General features: G+C 73.3%; 14 protein-coding genes. 11 read left to right on the top strand and 3 right to left on the bottom strand.

Features of this window, described 5'->3' with window-relative positions; genetic code table 11:
- Window positions 1-568: 568 nt before the first annotated feature.
- Entirely contained in the window at window positions 569-1435 is an 867-nt protein-coding gene (locus ACFWBD_RS13730; RefSeq protein WP_385666584.1) for a helix-turn-helix domain-containing protein, read from the bottom strand.
- Window positions 1436-1510: 75 nt separating this feature from the next.
- On the opposite strand from ACFWBD_RS13730, the gene ACFWBD_RS13725 reads away from it, so the two are divergent.
- The 9 genes from ACFWBD_RS13725 (at window position 1511) to ACFWBD_RS13685 (ending at window position 20239) form a co-directional block, all read left to right on the top strand.
- Window positions 1511-2377, top strand: coding sequence for an alpha/beta fold hydrolase (locus ACFWBD_RS13725; protein WP_385666582.1), 867 nt, complete (start codon window positions 1511-1513; stop codon window positions 2375-2377).
- 277 nt (window positions 2378-2654) lie between these two features.
- Window positions 2655-9104 carry an amino acid adenylation domain-containing protein gene (locus ACFWBD_RS13720; RefSeq protein ID WP_385666579.1) on the top strand — a complete coding sequence of 2150 codons (6450 nt, stop codon included), beginning with the start codon at window positions 2655-2657 and terminating at the stop codon, window positions 9102-9104.
- Window positions 9101-15244, top strand: a complete 6144-nt coding sequence (locus ACFWBD_RS13715) for an amino acid adenylation domain-containing protein (protein ID WP_385666577.1) — start codon at window positions 9101-9103, stop codon at window positions 15242-15244. The genes ACFWBD_RS13720 and ACFWBD_RS13715 overlap by 4 nt, the downstream gene beginning before the upstream one ends.
- A gap of 123 nt (window positions 15245-15367) precedes the next feature.
- Window positions 15368-15595 carry an MbtH family protein gene (locus ACFWBD_RS13710; RefSeq protein ID WP_385666575.1) on the top strand — a complete coding sequence of 76 codons (228 nt, stop codon included), beginning with the start codon at window positions 15368-15370 and terminating at the stop codon, window positions 15593-15595.
- The gene (locus ACFWBD_RS13705) at window positions 15592-16905 is read left to right on the top strand and encodes an MFS transporter (protein ID WP_385666573.1); all 1314 of its coding nucleotides are present in this window, start codon (window positions 15592-15594) and stop codon (window positions 16903-16905) included. Before ACFWBD_RS13710 ends, ACFWBD_RS13705 begins: the two co-directional genes overlap by 4 nt.
- Window positions 16862-17881: a guanitoxin biosynthesis L-enduracididine beta-hydroxylase GntD gene (gene gntD / locus ACFWBD_RS13700; protein ID WP_385666572.1), complete on the top strand. Its 1020-nt coding sequence runs from the start codon at window positions 16862-16864 to the stop codon at window positions 17879-17881. Before ACFWBD_RS13705 ends, gntD begins: the two co-directional genes overlap by 44 nt.
- 116 nt (window positions 17882-17997) lie before the next feature.
- Window positions 17998-18750, top strand: coding sequence for an SDR family NAD(P)-dependent oxidoreductase (locus ACFWBD_RS13695; protein WP_385666571.1), 753 nt, complete (start codon window positions 17998-18000; stop codon window positions 18748-18750).
- Window positions 18751-18879: 129 nt separating this feature from the next.
- A complete protein-coding gene (locus ACFWBD_RS13690; RefSeq protein ID WP_385666569.1) occupies window positions 18880-19398 on the top strand; it encodes a flavin reductase family protein in 519 nt (172 codons plus the stop codon).
- 1 nt (window position 19399) lies between these two features.
- Complete coding sequence (locus ACFWBD_RS13685; protein ID WP_385666568.1) at window positions 19400-20239, top strand: thioesterase II family protein; 840 nt, start codon at window positions 19400-19402, stop codon at window positions 20237-20239.
- Here the strand turns inward: ACFWBD_RS13685 and ACFWBD_RS13680 are convergent.
- Together ACFWBD_RS13680 and ACFWBD_RS13675 are read right to left on the bottom strand one after the other, a co-directional pair.
- Window positions 20178-20738: a hypothetical protein gene (locus tag ACFWBD_RS13680; RefSeq protein ID WP_385666566.1), complete on the bottom strand. Its 561-nt coding sequence runs from the start codon at window positions 20736-20738 to the stop codon at window positions 20178-20180. The genes ACFWBD_RS13685 and ACFWBD_RS13680 overlap by 62 nt on opposite strands.
- A 286-nt stretch (window positions 20739-21024) precedes the next feature.
- The gene (locus ACFWBD_RS13675; protein WP_385666564.1) at window positions 21025-21963 is read right to left on the bottom strand and encodes a LuxR C-terminal-related transcriptional regulator; all 939 of its coding nucleotides are present in this window, start codon (window positions 21961-21963) and stop codon (window positions 21025-21027) included.
- 330 nt (window positions 21964-22293) lie between these two features.
- On the opposite strand from ACFWBD_RS13675, the gene ACFWBD_RS13670 reads away from it, so the two are divergent.
- Window positions 22294-22458 carry a hypothetical protein gene (locus ACFWBD_RS13670; protein WP_385666563.1) on the top strand — a complete coding sequence of 55 codons (165 nt, stop codon included), beginning with the start codon at window positions 22294-22296 and terminating at the stop codon, window positions 22456-22458.
- Window positions 22459-22756: 298 nt separating this feature from the next.
- Window positions 22757-22999, top strand: a complete 243-nt coding sequence (locus ACFWBD_RS13665; protein WP_385666561.1) for a response regulator transcription factor — start codon at window positions 22757-22759, stop codon at window positions 22997-22999.
- Window positions 23000-23043 lie beyond the last annotated feature (44 nt).

Here is a 23043-nt window from a genome sequence, read left to right as displayed (position 1 = left end):
GCTCAGGTCCTCGGGTGGCCGCTCGGGAACGCGACCCTTGTGTCGTCCTAAGGGGCAGATAATGCACAGAAGTTTGTAGTCGGTGATCAACCGGGCGTCACTATACGAGAGTTTCGATCACGCCGAACAGTGTTCGACCAGCAGAGTCCGCAAACTCCCCAGCAGGGGACGCGATATGTCGGCGCTGGACGACCCCGCTCGACGGCCTCCTCCCCCGGCTGACCAGAGATTCTTTGTGCGGGCTGTGCGAGCTGTGCGGACCGAGCGGGCCGAGTGGGCTGTGCGAGCTGTGCGAGCTGTGCGAGATCCGGCTGTTCGGCCCCGACCAGGACATCCACTCCGGCTCCTTCGGCGGTGTGCCCAACCCGGCCACCGCGGCCGCCCGTCTTGTCGCGGCCCTGGTGGGGTGTTCTACCGGACGCGGACGGCGTCGTTGGACGAACCCGAGCTCGACAGAGCGGCTGATGACCTGCGGCACTTCCTGGAGCTGTTGAGCGAACCCTGACGCGGTTCGTCGCCCACGCCGAGCCGGGATACCGGTAGGTGCGGTCCCCGGTCCTTCATTGCTTCAGCCGTTGCCAGTCGGGGGTTCCGTGGTCGGCCAGGCGCGGTCGTCCACCGTCAGGAACGGCTCGCTCAGCACGGTCGCCGGAGTGGTGCCGGTGAACGCCATGACGTCCCGGTGCAGATGGGACTGGTCGCAGTAGCCGCCGTCCGCCGCGACTTGGGCTGCGCCTTCGCCCGCGACGAGACGGTGTACGGCGTGGTCGAATCGGACCAGCTTCGCGGCAGCTTTCGGTGGAATGCCGATGTGGGAGTGGAACCGGGACCACAGACGCTTGCGGCTCCATCCGAGTTCGGCCGCCAGGTGGTCGATCCGGACTCGGCCCCTGCCGACGACGATCCGGTTCCAGGCCCAGGCCACCGCCGGGTCCATCAGCGACCGCGCCTCAAGGCGGCGGGCGAGCAACGTGTCGATGAAGGCGAAGCGGTACTCCCACAAGGGGAGTTCGCCCAGTTGCTCGCGAATCCGTGACGCCTCCCTGCCCCAGAGGTCGTCGAGGGACACCGGGGAACCGGCCAGATCGGCCGGACAGGCGCCCAGGACCGTGCCCGCGACCACTGGGGACAGGCGCACCTGCACGCACTCGACGTGTTCGCCCCACGCCCGAACCCCGCCTCCGGAGCCGAACCCGGGGCCGGCGACGAGACTTCCCCGATGTCGTCGCCCGGCGTCGTCCTCCACGGTGGACGAAGTCGCCCCCCACTCCAGGATCAGCATCACGGCCGGGTGCGGAACCACCCGCAGACCACCGACGAGCGGGCCAGGGACCTGGAACCCCGCCATGTCGACACCGGCCGCCCGGCCGGGCCGCCGCGGACGGGCGACGTCCCACCCGGCGGGCTCGTCACGTTCGGCCGTCGTGGACCCCATCACCGAATGCTACGCGGGCCGAGGAGGGAACATTCGTCCAAGCCGCCGGTGAGCAGCGGTGGCGACAGTGGACTCATGACTCCTCCCGACAGGCACCCTCATGTGAACGACGACGCCGCCGCCACCACCGAGGATTCGATCCTCTGCCTGGAGCACGGCGACATCCACGTCCGCCAGGACGGCCCTCGCGACGCCCCTGTGCTCCTGCTCATCCATGGCTCCGCTTCCTCGAGCCGATCGTGGGACGCGCTGGTTCCGCTGCTGGCCACGCGCCATCGCGTCATCCGGATCGACCTGCCGGGCCACGGCCGCTCGGCCGAACCGGCCGGCGGCGACTACGCGATCCCGGAGCAGGGACGCAGGATCGGCATGGCACTGGACCGGCTCGGCGTCGAGCACGCCCTCGTCGTCGGCCACTCCAGCGGCGGCTATGCCGCCACCGCTCTCGCCGAGCAACGACCCGACCTGGTGACCGCGCTCGCGCTCATCAACACCGGCCCCAGCATGGGTGCCTTCATCGCGCCCGGGTCCGCCGCGATCGACCCCGCGCAGTGGCCACCGACCGACGAGCGGATCCGCCGGTTCGCGAGCACCGGATTCCGCGCGGGCTACCACGTCCCACAGGAACTCGTCGACGAACTGCGCGGCATGACCTACCGCGCGGTCGCCGCAGCCATGCAGGCGTCCACCGCCTACCTGAACCAGCGTGCTCTCCCGGATCGGCTGATGGTCCTCGGTAAGCCACTGCAGGTGATCTTCGGCGACCAGGACCGCCGGTGGCGACCGTCGTCCGCGGCCGACTACCGCCTCGTTCCGGGCGCGCAGGTCGAGTTGCTGCCCGGGGCCGGACACACACCCATTCTGGAGGATCCGGCGCGGACCGCCGCACTTCTCCTGTCCTTCGCCGCGAGCCACACCGCTCGGGCGCCCAAGGCCACTTGAAAGATCTGACCCACCCGCGCATCGAGGCCACGGCCAGACCCACCTCGTCCGGGGCGTACAGAGGGGCACGGTCGGAGAGGGCTGGAGTGCGTCGGTGCGCTGATCCCCGAGCGCGCCGACCACGCCTCTGTAACGCCATCCCGTGACTTGAGCGAAAAACGCGTCGAGGAAATCATCTGTAAAGCGTCCGGTCCCTGCGCAAGGACTCATGCGGCGCGGCACGTTCACGGTATTCCGCGGTGCTCCCGACCGCCGTAGCTCCGACCGAGGTGGAGTCATGTCTGCTGCCCAGCACACTTCGCTGCCGTTGACGGCAGCCCAGAGCGGGGTCTGGTTCGCGCACCAGCTGAATCAGAATTCTCCCGTCTACAACGTCGGCGAATTCGTGGAAATCCACGGGCCGGTCGACGGGGACATATTCGAGACCGCTCTGGAGCAAGTGGTCCGCGAGGCCGAAACGTTGCACATCCGGCCGACGGAGGAACGCGACGGCCCTCGGCAGGTGCTCGGCGCCGCGCCAGGCGCCCGGCTGACCCGGCTCGACCTGTCCGGCGAGGACGACCCGGAGGCGGCGGCGCGCGCGTACATCGCCGCGGATCTGGCGCGTCCCGTCGACCTGGCCCACGGGGAACTGTTCGGGTACGCCCTGATCAGGCTGGCCGACGACCGCTACTTCTGGCACCAGCGCTACCACCACCTCGTCGTCGACGCGTTCGCAGCGGCGGCCGTCACCGCCCGCGTGGCCCGCGTCTACACCGCACTGGCCGCCGGTGAGCCGACCGACGAGGGCGCTTTCGCGCCGTACACCGCACTGCTGGACGGTGAGACCGCCTACCGCGACTCCGAGCAGTACGGCAAGGACCGGGCGCACTGGACCGAGCGGTTCGCCGACCGTCCCGACGAGATCGCCACCTTCGCCGGCTCCGGAGGCACCGCACCGCCCTCGGACACGTTCCTGCGCCACCTCACCCGTCTCTCCCCCGAGGTCCTGGACAGCCTGCGCGCCACCGCCCGAGCCTCCCGCACGACCTGGTCGGCCGTCGTCGTCGCGGCGGTCGCCGCACATCTCCATCGTGTCACCGGAATACGTGACATCACCCTCGGAATTCCCGTCTCCGCCCGCCATGGAGCCGAGGCCCGGAACGTGCCGGGAATGGTGTCCAACGAACTCCCTCTGCGCGTCAGCCTTTCCCCGGAGATGACGGTCGGGGACGTGCTGCGCGATGTATCCGGGGAACTCAGGAAGCTGCTGCGTCACCAGCGCTATCCGTACGGTGATCTGCGTCGTGATCTGCGCCTGCTCGACGAGGGTCGGCATCTTTTCGGCCCGATGATCAATATCATGCCCTTCGATTTCGACGTCACGTTCGCCGGGCATCCGATCACCGTTCACAACATGTCCAACGGGCCGGTCGGCGATCTCTCCCTCTCCGTCTACGAGCGCTCCGACGGCAACGGGCTCCAGTTCTCGTTCGACGCCAACCCCGCGCTCTACGAGGCGGGTGAACTGGCCCGGATCCAGGAGCGCTTCCTGGCCTTCCTCACCGCCATGGCCACAGCGGACCCCACCTTGCCCCTCGGCCGTCTGGACACCCTGACCGGACCGGAGACCGAGGCGACGCTGTCCGGCACCGGTGAGCCGCCGCGCTCGATCGCCCCCGCCACCGTCGCCGACCTGTTCGCCTCGCAGGCCGCCCGCACCCCCGGCGCCCGCGCCCTGGTCTCCCCAGGCCGCACGCTCACCTTCCACGAGCTCAACGCGTCCGCCAACCAGCTGGCCCATCTCCTGGCCGGCCTCGGCGTCGGACCCGAGAGTTGCGTGGCGCTGGCTCTCCCGCGCGGCGCCGACACGGTGGTCGCCATGCTCGGTGTCCTCAAGGCCGGTGCCGCCTACGTCCCGCTGGACCCGGACCACCCGGCCGAGCGCACCCGGCAGATCCTCGCCGAGGCCGACCCGGCGCTGATCCTGACCACCGCCGGCCTGGCCGGCGCCCTCCCCCGGGGCGACGACGCGCGGGTGCTGCTCCTCGAGGACGCCGGGCTCGGCCTGCCCGGGCTGCCCGACACCGACCCCACGGACGGCGACCGCACCCGGCCCCTGCTCCCCCGGCACCTCGCCTATGTCATCCACACCTCCGGATCCACCGGCCGGCCCAAGGGGGTCGCCGTCGAGCACCGCAGTCTGAGCAACCTCTACGAGCACCACCGGCGCGTCCTCATCGAACCTGCCGTGGCGGAGGCGGGCGTCGAGCGCTTCCGGGTGGCGCTGACCAACGCGTTCGTGTTCGACGCCTCCTGGACGGCGCTGCTGTGGCTCGTCGCCGGGCACGAGCTGCACGTCGTCGACGACGCGACCCGCCGGGACGCCGGTGCGCTCGCCGGCTACGCCGACCGGCACGCCGTCGATCTGCTCGACACCACGCCCACCCACGCCCGCCAGCTCCTGACCGCCGGACTCCTGGAGGGCGCGCACCGCCCCCGCGTGCTCGTGCTCGGCGGAGAGGCCATCCCGGACGACCTCTGGGCCGAGCTGCGCGCCACCCCGGGCCTGACCGCCCGCAACGTCTACGGGCCGACCGAGTGCACCGTCGACTCGATGTACTGCGACCTGCGCGCGGCGGCCTCCCCCGCCATCGGACGACCCGTCGACAACCTGGGCGCCCGCGTCCTCGACAGCGCCCTGCGCCCCGTCGCGGACGGGGCCGTGGGAGAACTCTTCCTGTCCGGCGCCGGACTGGCCCGCGGTTATCTGGGCCGGGGCGCGCTCACCGCGGAACGGTTCGTCGCCGACCCGTTCGGCGCTCCCGGCGAACGGATGTACCGCACGGGCGACCTCGTCCGCCGCGGCCCGGACGGCCTCCTGGTCTACGTGGGCCGGGCCGACACCCAGGTGAAGCTGCGCGGCTTCCGCGTCGAGCCCGGGGAGATCGAGTCCGTCCTGGCCACCCATCCGTCCGTCGCCCAGTGCGGGGTCGTGGTGCGCGAGGACCGGTCGGGGGTGCGCAGGCTCGTCGCCTACGTCGTGCCCGCCCCCGGTGTCGGCGTGCCGGACGCCGGAGCGCTGCGGGAGCACCTGGCCGCGTCCCTCCCGGAGTACATGGTCCCGGCCGGCTACGTCGCCCTGGACGCGCTGCCCCTGACCCACAACGGAAAACTCGACCGCGCCGCCCTGCCCGCCCCGCAGATCACCGCCGCGGCCGACAGCCGCGCGCCCCGCACCCCCGTCGAGAAGACGTTGTGCGCCCTGTTCGCCGAACTCCTCGACGTGCGCCGGGTCGGCATCGACGACAGTTTCTTCGCCCTGGGCGGCGACTCCCCGCTGGCCGTTCGGCTGACCGCGCGGGCCCGGGAGGCCTCGGTCGTCATCGACTCCCGGGACGTGTTCCGGCACAAGACCGTCGCCAGGCTCGCCGAGGCGGCGCGCGGCCCGGAGCCGAGCCGGGAGCCGCCCGTCCGCTCCCGCCGTCCGCTGGTCGCCCTGGACGACGGCGAGCGCGCCGCCCTCGCCGTCTCCCACCCCGGGCACACCGCCGTCCTGCCGCTCACCCCGCTCCAGGAGGGCATGCTCTTCCACGCCCAGTACGAAGGCGCGGACGGGGAGAGGGCCGGCATCGACCCCTACATCGCGCAGACCGCGTACGAACTGTCCGGCCCGCTGCGCCCTGACCGGCTGCGCGCCGCCTGCGACGCGCTCCTGGCCCGGCACGAGTGCCTGCGCGCGGCCTTCACCGCTACCGTGTCCGGTCGGGCCGTCCAGGTGATCACCGGGGCGCACAGCGTGCCGTGGACCGAACTGGACCTGACCGGGCTTCCGGCGGACGGCCGGCGGGAGCGGATCGCCCGCGAGCTGACCGCCGACCGCGCGCGCTCCTTCGACATGGCCGCGGCACCCCTCGTGCGCTTCCTGCTCGTACGTCTGGACGCCGAGCGGCACGTCCTCGTCTTCACCGGCCACCACATCGTGCTGGACGGCGCCTCGCTCGCCCTGGTGCTGGACGACCTGCTCGACGGATACACGGGCAAAGACCTCGGCACACCGGCCCCCCTCGCCCTGCGCGACTACGCCGAGTGGCTCGAAGCGCAGGACGAGCAGGCGGCCGGGAAGGCGTGGGCCACCGCGCTGGACGGCGTCGGGGAGCCGACGCTCGCGGTGCCCGACGCGGACCAGGGCCGGGCACCCGTCCTCGCCGAGCACGTCCGGGTGACCCTCGACCCGGCGCGCACCGCCGCGCTGACCGCCGCCGCCCGCGTCCGATCCCTCACGCCCAACACCGTCGTCCAGGCCGCGTGGGCGGTCACTCTGGCGCAGTTGACCGGCCGCGACGACGTCGTCTTCGGCACCACCGTCTCCCTGCGCCCGCCCGAACTCCCCGGTGTCGACCGGCTGGCCGGTCTGCTGGTCAACACCGTGCCGGTCCGGGTACGGCTCGACGCGGCCGAACCGCTGGAACGGCTGCTGGCCCGTGTCCAGGACGAGCAGTCCGCGCTCTCCCCGCACCACCATGTGGGCCTCGCCGCCCTGCGCCGGCACACCGGGCTCGACCAGCTCTTCGACACCTCCACGGTCTTCGAGAACCACTCCGGTGGGGACGCCGACGTCCGGGAGCGGGCCGGGCTGACCGTGCGCACCGCCGACAGCTACGGCGCCACGCACTACCCCCTGACGCTCATCGCCGAACCGGGCGAGCGGCTGACCCTCCGGCTCGCCTACCGCCCCGATCTCGTCGACCGCGCCACCGCTCAGGCCGTCGTCGCGCGCACAGCCCGCTTCCTGGAGGCGTTCACCGCCGCGCCGCACGCCCCGCTCGCCGCCGTCGATCTGCTGTCCCCCGCGGAACGCTCCCGCGTACTGAACGAGTGGAACGCGGCCGTCGTGCCCCCGTCGGACAGCGCCATCCACCGGCGGTTCGCCGAACAGGCGGCGCGCACGCCCGACGCCGTCGCGGTCACCGGCGCCGCCGGGACCCTCGGCTACGCCGAACTCGACGCCCGGGCCGACGCGTTGGCCCGTCGGCTGCTCGCTCTCGGACTGCGGCCCGAGGAGCGGGTCGCCGTCCTCCAGGAACGCTCGCCCGAGCTGATCGTCTCCCTGCTGGCCGTACTCAAGGCGGGCGGCGCGTACATGCCGCTCGACGCCCGCTCCCCCGCCGACCGGCTGCGCGCGATGACCAGCGGCACGCGGGCCCGCATCCTGCTGACCGACCTCGCTTCGAGGGCCACGGCACGGGACCTCGACGCCGGGCGGCTCCTCGTGGTGGACGAACCCGGCCCGGCCGTGCCCGGCGCCACCGGACCGCTCCCCGAGGTCCGCGCCGACCAGCTCGCCTACGTCCTGTTCACCTCGGGCTCGACCGGTGAGCCCAAGGCCGTCGGCGTGACCCACCGGGCCGTTGTGGACCTGGCAGGGGACAGCGCGTTCGCCGCCGAGGCGCACCGGTCGGTGCTCCAGCACTCCACCCAGGCCTTCGACGCGGCGACGTACGAGATGTGGGTGCCGTTGCTCGGCGGCGGCCGGATCGTCCTCGCGCCGCCGGGCCAGCTGGACGGGCCGGTCCTGGAGCGGCTCGTCGCCGAGCACGGCGTGAGCGCGCTGTGGCTGACGGCGGGGCTGTTCCGGCTGCTGGCCGAGGAGTCGCCGGGCAGCTTCGCCGGGCTGCGGGAGGTGTGGGCGGGCGGCGACGTCGTTCCCGGCCGGGCCGTGCGCGCAGTCATGAGCGTCAACCCGGACCTGGTCGTCGTCGACGGCTACGGGCCCACCGAGACCACCGTGTTCGCCGCGCGCCACCGGATGCGCGCCGAGCAGGACGTACCGGCGACGGTGCCCATAGGGCGGCCGCTGGACGGCATGCGCGCCTACGTCCTGGACAGCGCGCTGCGGCCCGTGCCGCCGGGCGTCGCCGGTGAACTGCACCTGGCCGGCGCCGGACTGGCCCGCGGCTACCTGGACCGTCCGGAGGCGACCGCCGAGCGTTTCGTCGCCGACCCCTTCGGCGCACCGGGCGGACGCATGTACCGCACCGGCGATCTGGTCCGCTGGAACGACCGGGGTGAACTGGTCTTCCTCGGCCGCGCGGACGACCAGCTCAAGATCCGCGGGTTCCGCGTCGAGCCGGGCGAGATCGAGGCCGCTCTGGCCCGGCACCCCGCGGTGACCCGGTGCTGTGTGGTGGCGCGCGAGGACACTCCCGGCGTCAAGCGGCTGACGGCGTACGTGGTGCCGCCGCCCGGTGTCGACGCGCCGACGGACGCCGAACTGCGCGCCCATCTCATCCCGTTGCTGGCCGACTACCAGGTACCCGCCGCGTTCATGACGCTGCCCGGCCTGCCGCTGACCCGCAACGGCAAGATCGACCGACGTGCCCTGCCCGCGCCCTCCGTCACGGCCGACGCGGCGGGACGCGCCCCGGCCGGCCCCCGTGAGGAACTCCTCTGCGCCCTCTTCGGCGAGATCCTCGGCCTCGACCGAGTCGGCCCCGACGACGGCTTCTTCACCCTCGGCGGCGACTCCATCCTCTCGGTCCGGCTGGTCGCGCGGGCCCGGCGGGCGGGACTGGTCCTCACCGCCAGGGACGTCTTCACGCACCGGACGGCCGCCGCGCTCGCCCCGGTCGCCCAGGACGCGGCCGCGCAGGCCCCCGCGTGGTCCGAGGAAGCCGAACTGCCGCCGATCGCCCTGCCCGACGACGAACTGGCCGAGCTGGTGGCCGAATGGGAGTCCGCCCAGTGAACGCGACACCGAGCACCGCGCCCCGGTCGACGACCGGCAACCGCCCCGACCTCGACATCCTGCCGCTGACGCCCCTCCAGGAGGGCATGCTCTTCCACGCCCTGTACGACGACGAGGGCAGCGACGTGTACACCGTCCAGACCTCGCTGGAGCTGACCGGCCCGCTCGACCGGGCCGCCCTGCGGACGGCCTGCGGGACCGTGCTGACGCGGCACCCCGCGCTGCGGGCGGGCTTCCTCCAGCGCGGGACGGGACGGGCGGTCCAGATCGTGCCGCGTGCCGTCGAGGCGCCCTGGGCGGAGGACGACCTGAGCCCGCTGCCCGAGGCGGAGCGGTCCGCCGCGCTCGACCGGATCACGGCCGAGGACCGGGAGCGCCGCTTCACCCTCTCCGCCCCTCCACTCGTACGCTTCCGGCTGCTGCGCATGGCCGCCGACCGGCACGTCCTGCTCCTGACCAACCATCACATCCTGCTGGACGGCTGGTCGCTCCCGCTGGTGCTGCGCGATCTGTTCGAGCTGTACGACCGGGGTGGCAGCGCCGACGGGCTGCCGCCGGCGCCCTCCTTCCGCCGGCATCTCGCCTGGCTGGCCGGGCAGGACCGGGAGGCCGCCGAGCAGGCGTGGCGCACGGCCCTCGGCGACCTGGACGAACCCACCCTCCTGGCGGCCGCCGGGTCGGGCGGCGGACCGGCCGTGTTCCCCCAGCGCGTGGTCACCCGTCTCACGGAGTCGCTGACCGCGGACCTGACCCGGTTCGCCCGCTCGCGCGGTATCACGGTCAACACCCTGGTGCAGGCCGCCTGGGCGCTGTCGCTGGCCCGGACGACCGGCCGCCAGGACGTGGTCTTCGGGGCGACGGTCTCGGGCCGGCCGGCGGAACTGCCGGGCGTGGAGGAGACCGTGGGTCTGTTCATCAACACCGTGCCGGTCAGGGTGCGCCTGGATCCCGCCGAACCGTTCGGCGGCCTGCTGGAGCGCATTCAGGAGGAACAGGCCGCTCTGCTCCCGCACCATCACCTCGGTCTCGCCGACATCCAGCGGCTGGCCGGTCTCGGTGACCTGTTCGACACCGCGGTCGTCTTCGAGAACGCCCCCTTCGACCAGGAGGCGCTGGACCGGACCTTCGGCGGAGTGCGCGTCGCCCTCCTGGAGGACACGGCCACCACGGGAACGATGCACTACCCCCTCAGTCTGACGGCCGTACCCGGACGGCGGCTGCGCCTCGACCTGAGCCATCGCGCCGACGTCGTGGACGAGGCGTCCGCCCGGCGGCTCGCCCGCGGTCTGGTACGGATCCTGGGCGCCCTCGCCGCCACCCCCGGACTGCCCTGCGGCAGCGTCGGCGCGCTCGACACGGAGGACCGGGCGGCGCTGCCGGCCGCCGGGACCGGCCCGGCCGTCCCGCATCCGGCCACCACCCTGCCCGAGCTGTTCGCCGCGCAGGCCGCGCGCACACCGTCCGCGCCGGCCGTCGTCTTCGAGGGCACCACGCTGACGTACGCCCAACTCGACGAGCGCGCCACCCGGTTGGCGCACGCCCTGCGGGCCCGGGGCGCCGGCCCGTCGCGGATCGTCGCCGTCGCCCTGCCCCGGTCCGTGGACCTGCTGGTGACGCTGTACGCCGTGCACAAGGCGGGAGCCGCGTATCTTCCGGTGGACCCGGACTATCCGCCGGACCGGGTGCGGTACATGCTCGACGACGCCTCTCCCGCCCTGGTGGTGACCCCGGAGGTCTACGGCCGGCTGGCCGAGGAGGCCGTGCCCGACGGCGGGGAGCTGCCGCGCGTCGACCCGCGCCAGGCCGCCTACATGATCTACACATCCGGTTCGACCGGCCGCCCCAAGGGGGTGCTCGTCCCTCACCAGGGCATCGTCAACCGGCTGCTGTGGATGCAGTCCGCCTATGAACTGACGCCCGCGGACCGGGTGTTGCAGAAGACGCCGTCCAGTTTCGACGTGTCGGTGTGGGAGTTCTTCTGGCCGCTGATCACCGGCGCCACGCTGGTCGTGGCCCGGCCCGAGGGGCACAAGGACCCCGAGTACCTGGCGGCGCTGATCCGGCGCGAGGGCGTGACGACGCTGCACTTCGTGCCGTCGATGCTGGAGTCCTTCCTCCGGACCCCGGCGGCCGCCGAGTGCACGGGCCTGCGCCGGGTCATCTGCAGCGGCGAGGCGCTCCCCGCCCCCCTCGCCGACCGCTTCCACGACCTCTTCGACACCGCCGGCACCGAACTCCACAATCTGTACGGCCCCACCGAGGCCTCCGTCGACGTCACCCACCGGCGCAGCCACCGCGGCGCGTCCACGGCCTCCGTGCCCATCGGCCGCCCGGTCGACAACACCGGCGTGCACGTCCTCGACGCGGGTCTGCAGCCGGTCCGCCCGGGCGCTCCCGGCGAGCTGTACCTGACGGGCGTCCAACTCGCCCACGGGTACCACGGGCGGCAGGCGCTGACCGCCGAACGCTTCGTCGCCGACCCGTTCGGCCCGCCGGGCTCGCGGATGTACCGCACCGGCGACATCGTGCGCTGGACCGAGGACGACGAACTCCTCTACCTGGGGCGGGCCGACGACCAGGTGAAGATCCGCGGCTTCCGCATCGAGCTCGGCGAGATCGAGTCCGTCCTGGCCCGTCACCCGTCCGTGGGCACCCCGGCGGTCGTCGTCCGCGAGGACCGGCCCGGCGTCAGACGTCTGGTCGCCTACGTCGTCCCGGCGGACCCGGCACGCGCCGCCGAGTTCGACGCCGAGGCGCTGCGCGCCCACTGCGCCGGCGGCCTGCCCGAGCACATGGTCCCGCAGGCGTTCGTGCCGCTGGCGCGGCTTCCCCTGTCGCTCAGCGGAAAGCTCGACCGCAGGGCGCTGCCCGCCCCCGCGTTCACCGCCGTCGGCGGAAGGACCGCCGAGGGCCCGGTGGAGGAGGCGCTGTGCGCGCTCTTCGCCGAGGTGCTCGGTGTGCCGGGCGTCGGGCCGGACGACGGCTTCTTCGAACTCGGCGGCGACTCCATCCTGTCCATCCAGCTCGTCGCCAGGGCCCGCCGCTCCGGGCTGACCCTCACCCCGCGCGACGTGTTCCGGCACCGCACGGTGGCCGCGCTCGCCACGGTGGCCTCCCCGGCCGGCCCGGCGCCCGCCACCGAGCCCGACGGCGCCGGCACCGGACCCGTGCCGGCCACGCCCATCACCCACTGGCTGCGCGAGCAGGGCGGGCCGGTGGCCGGGTTCCACCAGTCCACGCTGGTGCGCGTCCCGGCCGGGCTGCGCGAGAAGGACCTGCTCACGGCTCTCCAGGCGATCCTCGACCGGCACGACGCGCTGCGTCTGCGGCTCGGCGACGGCGGTGCGGGCGACGGTGACGGTGACGGCCGGTGGACGCTGGACGTCGCCGCCCGGGGCAGCGTGCGGGCCGCCGACTGTCTCACCCGGTATCGCGGACCCGGCGAGACCGTCGCGGACCTGGCCGTGGCGGCACAGCGCGCACTCGACCCCCACGGCGGCCGGGTCCTGCGGGCCGTGTGGCTCGACCGCGGCGAGGCGGAGCCGGGCCGCCTGTTGCTGATGGTGCACCACCTCGCCGTGGACGGTGTGTCCTGGCGGATCCTCCTGCCCGACCTCGCGGCGGCCTGGCGGGCGGCGGTGGCGGGACAGGACGCGTTCGCCGCGCTGGATGCGGTGCCCACCTCCCTGCGCACCTGGGCGCACCGTCTCACCGAGGCCGCCCACTCCCCGGCGCGCACGGCGGAACTGCCGCTGTGGCAGGAGGTGTCGGCCGCCGAGGACCCCTTGCTGACCGCCCGCCCGCTCGACCCGGCCCGCGACGTCTACGCCACCCGCGAGGACCTCACCCTGACCCTGCCCGCCGAGGAGACGGCCGCGCTGCTGACGGCCGTGCCCGAGGCGTTCCACGCCGGGATCGACGACATCCTGCTGACCGCTCTCGCGCTGGCCGTCGCCCACTGGCGCGGACCGGAGCGACCCGGTGGCGTCCTCGTCGACCTGGAGGGCCACGGAAGGCAGGAGGAGATCGCCCCCGGCCTCGATCTCTCACGCACGGTGGGCTGGTTCACCGCCCTGTACCCCGTACGTCTCGACGCCCGCGCCACAGACTGGCACGACGTGTGGGCCGGCGGGGCCGCACTCGGCCGTGCCGTCAAGACCGTGAAGGAACAGCTGCGCGCCGTACCGGACCGGGGCATCGGCTACGGGCTGCTTCGCCACCTCAACCGCGACACCGGTCCCCTGCTCGCCGCCGGCCGCACCCCGCAGCTCGGCTTCAACTACCTGGGCCGCTTCGCCGCGGGCCACACCGGCGACTGGGAGGCCGCCGACGAGGCCGACGCCCTCATCTCCCCGGCCGACCCCGGGATGCCGCTGCCGCACGCCGTCGACCTGAACGCCGTCACCGAGGAGCGTCCCGACGGGCCCCGCCTGGTCGCCAACTGGTCCTGGCCCGGCGAACTGCTCGACGAGGCGCGCGTGCGCGAACTCGCCGACACCTGGTTCCGGGCGCTGCGCGCCCTCGTCGCGCACACCGCCGGTCCCGGCGGGGGCGGTCTCACCCCGTCCGACCTCGGGGTCGTCGCCGTCGCGGGCGAGCGGATCGGCCAGGACGAGCTCGACGCGCTCGAGACTCGCTGGGCCCGGCACACGGTGACCGATGTGCTGCCTCTCACGCCCTTGCAGGAAGGGCTGTTGTTCCACGCGCTGTACGACGAGGAGACGGCGGACGTCTACACCGTGCAGCTGGCCCTCGGACTGGACGGCCCACTCGACCGCGACGCCCTGCGCACCGCGTGCCGGGACCTGGTCCGCCGGCACGCCCCGCTGCGCACCGCCTTCGACACCCTCGTCTCCGGCACACCGGTGCAGGTGGTCCTGCGGGACGTGGAACCGTCCTGGGCCGAACACGACCTCTCCCCCGTCGCGCGGGAGGCCGAGCGGGCGGAGCTCCTGGCCGCGGACCGCGGCACCCGTTTCCCGCTCACGGGGCCGTCACTGGCCCGCTTCACCCTCGTACGGGAGACGGCCGAGCACCACACGCTGATCCTGACCGTCCATCACCTCCTGCTCGACGGCTGGTCCCTGCCGGTGCTGCTGCGCGATCTGTTCGCCCTGTACGAGGCCCGGGAGGGGGGCGCGGGGCACCTGCCCAGGCCGCTGCCCGGGGCCACCGTGCGCGACCATCTGGCCTGGCAGGCCGGGCAGGACCGGGACGCCGCGGAGAAGGCCTGGCGGGACGCGCTCGACGGGCTCGAGGGACCGACCCTGCTGGCGCCGCACGCCGCACGCGGGGGTACGCCGTTGCTGCCCGAGCGGGTCGTGACGGAGCTGACCGAGTCGGAGACCGCCGCGCTGACCGAGCTGGCCCGCACGCTGCGGGTCACGCTCAACACCGTGCTGCAGACGGCCTGGGCGCTCGTCCTGGCCGAGGCGACGGGACGGCGTGACGTGGTCTTCGGCGCCACCGTGTCGCTGCGTCCCCCGGAGCTGCCCGGGGCGGAGGACGGGGTCGGGCTGTTCATCAACACCGTTCCGGTGCGGGTGCGTCTGACGGACGGCGAACCACTGGAAGACCTGCTCGCGCGCGTCCAGGACGAGCAGTCCTCCCTCGCGCCGCACCACCACCTCGGCCTGCCCCGCATCCACGCGCTGGCCGGCGGCACCCCGCTCTTCGACACCTCGACCGTCTTCGAGAACTACCCCGGCGGCACGGACGAGGTGCGCGCCGGCGACGTACGGCTGTCCGGTCTGGAGGGCCGGGACGCCTACCACTACCCGATGACCGTCATGGGCGTGCCCGGCGACCGGCTCCACCTGCAACTCCGCTACCGGCCCGACCTCTTCGACCGGGACACCGCCGAGCGCGTCGCGGCCGGACTCCGCCAGGTGCTCACCGGGCTCCCCGGCCGGCCGGCTCCCGCGGAGGGCCCCGTGGACGCCGTACGCGCGCTGTTCGCCGAGGTCCTCGGTCTCGAACACATCGGCCCCGACGACGACTTCTTCGCCCTGGGCGGCGACTCGCTCCGCGCGCTGCGGCTCGCGGGCCGCGTCCGCGCCCTCGGCCTCGATCCCCGGCTCCCGGTGCGCGCGGTCTTCGACCGGCCCACCCCCCGGGCGCTCGCCGGACGCCTCGGCTGACCGAGGAGTCACACCCGGCCGGCACGGGCGCCCGCCCCTCGGCATCCCCCTCTCACGACCCCCATGCCGCCCCCATGTCGCACCCCTGTCGACCCATCCATGCCCGCATACCAGGAGGAACCCATGAGCAGCCCCTTCGACAACCCCGACGGCACCTTCCTCGTCCTCGTCAACGACGAGAACCAGCACTCCCTGTGGCCCTCGTTCGCCGAGGTGCCGGCCGGCTGGACGGTGGCCCGGCCGGAAGGCTCGCGCCAGGACTGCCTGGACCACATCGGCGCGCACTGGACGGACATCCGTCCCGCGAGCCTGGTCCGGGCGATGGCCGCCGACGCCGCGCCGGCGCGGTGAGCGCGCCCCTTCCGGTCACGGCCGTCGCCTTCCTCGCCCGGGCGAGCCAGCTCGGCCTGTTCTCGGCGGAGACGCTCATCCTCCTCGACCGGGGGGTCGCCAAGAGCGCGATCGGGCTGGTGATGGCCGCGGCCGCGGCCGGCGGGGCGCTGGCCCAACTCGCCGCCGGCCGTTGGGGACACCGCCGGCGCACCACCCGGATGACGCTGCTGGGCACGGTTGTGCAGAGCGCCGGCTGTCTGGCGTTCGCCACGCTCACCCCGTGGTGGAGCCTGGCCGCCGCCGACTTCCTGCTGATGGCGGGGGCGGCGCTGACCGCGACGGGACTGCGCGCCACACTGGCCGCGCACGCTCCCGGTGGCCGGGGGCCGGGTCCGGACCAGCTGGAGCGCGCCTACGGCCGGCTGACGGCCGCGCAGATGCTGGGCGCCCTGGTGGGCCCGCTCGGCGCGGGAGCCGTCCTCCTGCACGGCGGCACCACAGGGGCGGCGTGGGCGGCCACCGCCGTCGCCCTCACCGCGGCCGCGGTGGCGGGTACGGCGGACCGGCGCGAGCGCGCCACGGCGAGCGACTCCGGCGCCCGGCTGTCAGCGAGGGAGAAGCTTCCGGCGCCGGCGCTCCCCGAGCCGGCGGCCGGCCCCCCGTCCGCCCTGCTGGGCACACTGTGGCCGCCCCTGGTGCTGCTGTTCGGCATCACGGCGCTCTACGGCGGCTACTCCGTGGTCTGGGCCGTGTACCTCCGTGACCTGGGCGCCCGGAACGCGCTCATCGCCTGGTCCGCGGCCTGCCTGGCGCTGCCCGCGCTCGTCCTGTCGCCCCGGGCCGGCGCCGTCCTGCCACGGGTGTCCCGGCACGCACGCATCCGCTGCGCCGCACTGCTCCTCGGCTGCTGCGCCTGCCTGTACCCGCTGGTGGGCTCGGTGGCCGCGGCGGTCGCCGTGTCCCTCGCCGAGGGCGTCCTCCTGGCCGTCGCCCTGCCGCTCGTCTCCGCGCAGGTGGCGCGCGACGCCGGCCCCGGCCGCACAGCGAGGGCCTTCGGCTTCCTCGGCACGGCGGACGCCCTCGGCAGTGGCCTGGGCACGGCGCTGGGCGGCGCGCTGCTCGCCCAGGGCGGTGCGGCCGACGCCTTCCGGTTCAGCGGCGTCCTGTGCCTGTTGTGCGCCGCCGCCTCCCTGATCCCCGTCCCCGCCTCGTCCACCCGCCCGCCCGCTGCTCCCCCGTCCGCCCCGTCGTCGCTCTCCTCATCAGAAACCGGCAGGTCCCCGCATGTATCACGGTCTTCCCCTCGAATACGTCCTGTCCGCCGCTGAGACCGAACAGATCCAGGAGGCGCTCGCCGGCCTGCGCGACTCGACCCCGGCCCCGGCACAGTCCGCCTTCTACGACCGGCACTGGGACGCGGCCTCGCACCTCCCGACCGGACTGCGCACCTTCCTGGAGCACTTCCGCCGCACCGAACCCGCCGCGGCGCTGGTGATCCACGGTTTCCCGGTCGACGACGAGGCCGTCGGCCCCACCCCCGCCCACTGGGCCGACGTGCCGGCCGACGGCCCGCCCCTCGACCAGGAGCTGTTCCTGGCCATGGTGGGCACGGCCCTCGGCGACCCCTTCACCTTCTCCACCCTCCAGCTGGGCCGGGTCGTACAGAACCTGCTGCCCATCCGGGGCGACGAACTGCGGCAGAGCGGCCACGGCAGCGAGTGCCTGCTGGAGTTCCACACCGAGGACGGTTTCCACCCGGGCCGCTGCGACTACCTGCTCCTCTTCGGGATGCGCAACCACGAACGGGTGCCGACCATCGTGTCGTCCGTGCGCGACGTCAAGATCAGTGACGAGACCGCGGACCTGCTCCGCACGCCGAGCTTCCTCATCCGCCCCGACGACGAGCACGTACGACAGCTCCAGGAGCGCCACCCCGGTCACCCGGCCCTGGCCGGCATGCTGCGGATGCAGTCCGACCCCGAGCCCGTGCCGGTCCTGTCGGGTGACCGGGAGCGCCCCTACCTGCGGATCGACTACCCGTTCATGACGTGCGCGGGCCGGGACGGGGCCGCCCGGCAGGCCCTGGACGAGCTGATGGAGGAGCTGGAGCGGGTCCAGCTCGACGTGGTCGTGGAGCAGGGCAGCCTGGCGGTGGTGGACAACTATGTCGCCGTGCACGGCCGCAGGGCCTTCCGGGCCGCGCACGACGGGACGGACCGCTGGCTCAAGCGCATGATCGTCAGCCGTGACCTGCGCAAGACGACCTCGCACGCCTCGCCCGGGGACAGGCGGGTCCTCTTCTGACCACGCCCGACACCCGCCCCTCCCCGCGCCCCCTTCTCCCTCCCCCCTCTTCCCCTCTCCCTGAACACTCCCCTCACCACCTCCTTCGTTCCCCTCACCGAAAGGGACGGCAAGACATGCGCACCATCGTCGTGTCCGGTGGCTCCAGCGGCATCGGCCGGGCCACCGTCGAGCGTTTCGCGCGAGCGGGTGACCGTGTGGTCAGCCTGGACATCGCCGAACCCCAGGACGAGCCCGGCGGTCCCGTCTCGTGGATCCGCTGCGACGTCGCCGACTGGCAGGCCGTGGACGACGCCCTGGCCCGGGTGCACCGGGACCACTCCCTGGACGTCGTCATCGCCAACGCCGGCATCAGTGTCCGCCACGGCGTCCTCGACATCACCGAGCAGGCCGCACGCCGTGTGATCGACGTCAACCTCCTCGGCACCCTGGGCCTGTGGCGGAGCGCTGCCCGCCTCATGACCGACGGCGACGGCGGGGTCCTGCTGGCGACGGCGTCCGTCAACGGCCGCCGCGGCTACCCGCACTACGCCGACTACAACGCCACCAAGGCCGGCATCATCGCCCTCACCCAGACCTTCGCCCTGGAACTCAGTCCCCGCATCCGGGTGGCCTGTGTGAGTCCCGGAGCGGTCCTGACACCCATGCAGCTCGCCGAGTACACCGACGACATGCTGGCCGACGTCAACGCCCGGATCCCGGCGGGCCGGCACGCCCGGCCCGAGGAGATCGCGGCGGCCTTCCACTATCTGGCCTCGCCGGAGGCCGCCTTCCTCACCGGCCAGGAGCTGGTCGTCGACGGCGGTGAGACGGCGGGCGCGACCACCGCCGAGTTCGGCACGGCGGTACGCGCCTCCGTGCCGGCCTGATCCACACGGCACCCTCTGCCGCCCTCCGTGGCCACCGTCCCGCCCGGCCTCGGCGCCCCTGCCGGGCGGGACGGCCGTACGCGCCGGGGGTCGACAGAACCCCACGCCCCGAAAGGCAGAACCTCACCCATGACAGCGACCACCAGGGAAGCCGTCACTCCCGCGGGCGGGCCCGAGACGGTCCCGCCGGAGGTGTTCCGCGAGGTGATGACCCGCTTCGCCCGCAGTGTCACCGTGGTGACCGCCTACGACGGGGAGCACCCGGTCGGCTGCACCGCCACCGCGGTCCTCTCCCTGACCGACCGGCCGCCCACCCTCCTGGCTTCGCTCGCCTCGGGCAGCGGAACACTCCGGCACATCCGGGCCGCCGGCCGCTTCGGGGTGAGCGTGCTTCCCTATCGGCTGCGCGCACTGGCCGCACGGTTCGCCGAGCTGCCGGCGGTCCGGCGCTTCGACGGCGTCGACCATGTCTCCTCGCACGGCGCCCCCATCGGCGGAGCGGTGGCCGGTGTGGTGTGCCGCGTCACCCGGTACGTGCCCCTCGCGGACCACACCCTGGTCATCGGTCACGTGGTTCACGCGGAGACGGACGAGAACGCCGAGCCGTTGATCCACTTCGCCCGTCGGCAGACCCGCCCGGAGGTGTGACATGGACGTCCCCACCACTCGGTCACAGCGCCTGGGCGCCTGGTTGCGCCGCTACGGTGCCGAACCGCCCGCGGCCGAGGCCACCCTGGTCTGTCTGCCGCACGCGGGCGGTTCGCCGACGTTCTTCCGCGACTGGCCGGAGCTGATGTCCCCCGGGGTGGACGTGCTCGCGGTGTGCTACCCGGGGCGCCAGGACCGCTTCCACGAACTCCCGGTCACCACCATGGCGGAGATGGCCGAAGCGGTCGCCACCGCCCTCGTCCCGCTCGCCGACCGGCCGCTGGCCCTGTTCGGGCACAGCATGGGCGCGGCCGTCGGGTACGAGGCGGCGCAGCTGCTGCGGGCGCGTCACGGGATCGAGCTGTCGTACCTCTTCGTCTCCGCGATGGTTCCGCCGCACCTGCTCCGAAGGCGCTCCCGGCATCTGCTGTCGGACGCCGGGCTGGTGGCCGAACTCCTCGCGCAGGGCGGCACCGACGCCGAGGTCCTGGCCGACGACGAGCTGCGCGCCATCGTCATGCCCGCCGTCCGGGCGGACTACCGGCTGATCGACACCTACCGGCCCGACGCCGGGGCCGAGCCGCTGGACACTCCGGTCCTCGCGTATCACGGACGCCAGGACCCGGCCGTCAGCGAGGCGGCCGTGCGGGAGTGGCGGCGCTACGCCCGGGGGACGGCCGAGGCGAGATCCTTCCCGGGCGGGCACTTCTATCTGCGCGAGGCCCGACGGGCGCTGACCGCCGACCTGCGCGAGCGGCTCCTGGCGTCGGTGCGCCCGCTCACCAGACCGGCGGGTGCAGCGCGAGGACGAGCAGTGTGCACGGCGAATGCGCCCCGTTGAGCGCGTAGCCGAAACCGTTCGGCACGTAGAGCGCTTCCCCCACCCTCAGCCGCAGTTCCAGGGCGCGGTCCAGTACCGCGCGGGCCTGCCCCGGCGGCGAGGGTTCCACCCGGCCGCCGCAGCTTCCGCGCACGGGGAGGAGCACGAGATCGGTCGCCGCGGTGTTGCCGGTGCTCTGCGCGCCGGTGGGCAGGGTGAGATACGAACTCCCGACACGGCAGCCCAGCAGTTCACCGAGCCCGGAGGTGAGGTCCGTCGTCCCGGCGGCCACGCCGTCCGGCTCGGGTTCCAGGTCCCGGTCAGGTTCCAGGTCCGGCCCGGGTTCCGGGTCCGCGCGCCCGCGCCGTACGCCGTCGTTCCCCGACAGGACGGCGTCGACGCCGTCCGGCCACACGAGGGCCGGCCCCCTGTCCCGGTGGACCGACAGACACAGGGCCAGATCCCTGACGAAGAGCTCCAGCCCGGATGCGCCCTTCCCCCAGTCTCCTTCGTAATCCACGTCCCGCTCCGCTCCGCATCGCACCCGCAACGTCCCGCGTGCCGTGGTTCACGCGCGGACGGCCCGTCCGTGGTGCACGGGACATCCCGGGAAGGGCAGGTCTCCTGTTCATCCGCCACATGGCCGCAGGGACGAGCGGCGCCAGTGGCGTCGACCCGTGCCCGCGGTTTGCAGGAACTCTGCTGCACACAAAGGGGGTTGGGACAGTCCCGGGATCACGGTACCGAACCGGTGGCGGTCCGTCGCCACCCGGCGGCGCCCCTGCGGTCCGCGGCGTGCGCCCGGGTCAGTCGACGGGTGCGGCCTCCGGGGCTTCGTCGAGGAGTCCCTGGTGCGCAGCGAGGACCCCGGCCTGGAAGCGGCTCTCGGCTCCGAGTGTCTCCATGATGTCGGCGATGTGTTTCCTGGCGGTACGCAGGGACATGCCGATCCGGCGCGCGATGCTCTCGTCCTTCAGGCCGGCCGCGAGCAGCCGCACGATCGTCCGGTGGATGTCCTTCGCGACCAGTTCCAGGCCGTCGGCGGCGGCGTCGGAGAACGGCGCCGCCTGCGTCCACGCCTGCTCGAAGACCTCGCACAGGTAGTGGACGACCGAGGGTTCGCGGATCACCACGGCACCCCATGTGCCGCCGCGTTCGGGGACGAAGGCCATCTTGCGGTCGAAGACGATCAGCCGGCCGAACAGCTCGTGCGCGGTGCGGTACTCGGCGCCGAGGGCGGACACGGTGGCGACATAGGCCTGGCTGGGCCCGTTGAAGCGTGCCGTGTGGTGGTACAGCGTGCGCATCCGCACCCCGCGCGAGAGCATCGCGGTGTCGCGGGCCAGGGCCTCCTGGAGGACCTCCGGAACGCGGTTCCCGCCGGGCTGACTGGTGAGCATCTCCACCATGCACTCCTCGGCGGCCCGGTTGAGGGCGGCCCGCACCTCCTCCACTCCGGGAATCACCTCGAGGTCGACGGACTCCCGGCTCAGGCTGTCCCGGTAGTGGCCGCGCAGGTTGGCGAACTGGTCGCGGATGCGGTGCAGTTCGGCCTGCTGGGTGCGGATCGCCGCCTCCATGGAGATGGTCACCACGGCGGCCACGAGGTCCGGGTCGACCGGACGCAGCCGCACCGGGTCGTCTAAATCGGGTTTGAGCAGGCCGAGTTCGGTCAGGGAGACGACGGCGGCTTCCACCTCCTCCCGCGCGAGGCCCAGTTCCCGGGCGGCGCGGTCCGGGTCCATGCGTTCGTTGGCCGCTACCCAGCGGTACAGAGCGACTTCGCTGTCACTGGGTCTCGCAGGCGGCTCGATTGCCCGATTCTGGTCCGGTATAACCATTTCATCCCCTGTTCGTTTTGCTGCGGGGCAGCTTGGTGAGCACCTCGGCCGCTGGTCATGACCGCCGTCGGCACGGAAGTCTTGAGGCACCGGAGATCGAATACGCGGAACTATCGGTTCCGTTCGAGAAAATCAGAACCAGGAGCGCCCCACATGAAATCCTTCCGTGCCGCCGCCGCAGCCTCCGCCGTCGCGTGCATCGCATTCGGCGCGTTTATGGGAGCGACCCACACCGTGCCGGCGCCCGCACCCGGAGCGGCCGCGCGTTCCGTGCTCGCCGGCGGCGGGGGGACGGACGGGGACAGCGGGTGGGGCGGTCGCGTCATCAACGACGTGGTGACCGACGCGGCCGGCATCACCGTCTCCGGCGACAGCGGCTGGGGCAGTTCGGGCAGCTGACCCGGTCCGCACGCGGCTCGGTGAGTCCGGGGAACGGCGCGACGGCTGAGGCCATGACGGAAACGGCGTGTCCGGAACCGGCCATGGCGCCAGGTCAGAACGCCGCCCCCGGATCGGGCAGACGGTCACCACTCGGTTTGCACACCCCCACAGTGTCGTCCCCCGACCACGGGCGCACCTTAACCCGCGTCACCGGCAAGCGGCCCGGCGGCGCGCGAGGCGGGTCCGGCAGTCCCGTCCACCGGGCCGGCGAAGGCCCGGCCGTGAGGCCCTTGCGTTCACCAAGAAAGGCACACCTGTGAGTCCGTTCACCGTCGAAATACTGGATCAACTCAGCGACCGTGAGCTCGAAGTGCTCGGCTATCTCGCCGAGGGCCACACGTATTCCTCCATCGCGCGCAGAATGAATCTGAGTCCGCACACCGTGGACACCTACCTGCGCAGAATCCGGGGAAAGGCGGGAGTCAGCAACCGCGCGCATCTCATGGTGCTGGCCTTTCAGGTCTCCCGGCACCACGACCTCGGCCTGGCACAGGCGTAGTCTCCTCCCCCTCGACGGCGGAGGGCGCCGGTGGGTGATCCCTG

The sequence above is a fragment of the Streptomyces sp. NPDC060002 genome (assembly GCF_042737245.1).
Classification (GTDB): Bacteria; Actinomycetota; Actinomycetes; order Streptomycetales; family Streptomycetaceae; genus Streptomyces.
The sequence above is the reverse complement of the archived record's forward strand: the minus strand, read 5'-3'. Positions and strand labels throughout refer to the sequence as shown.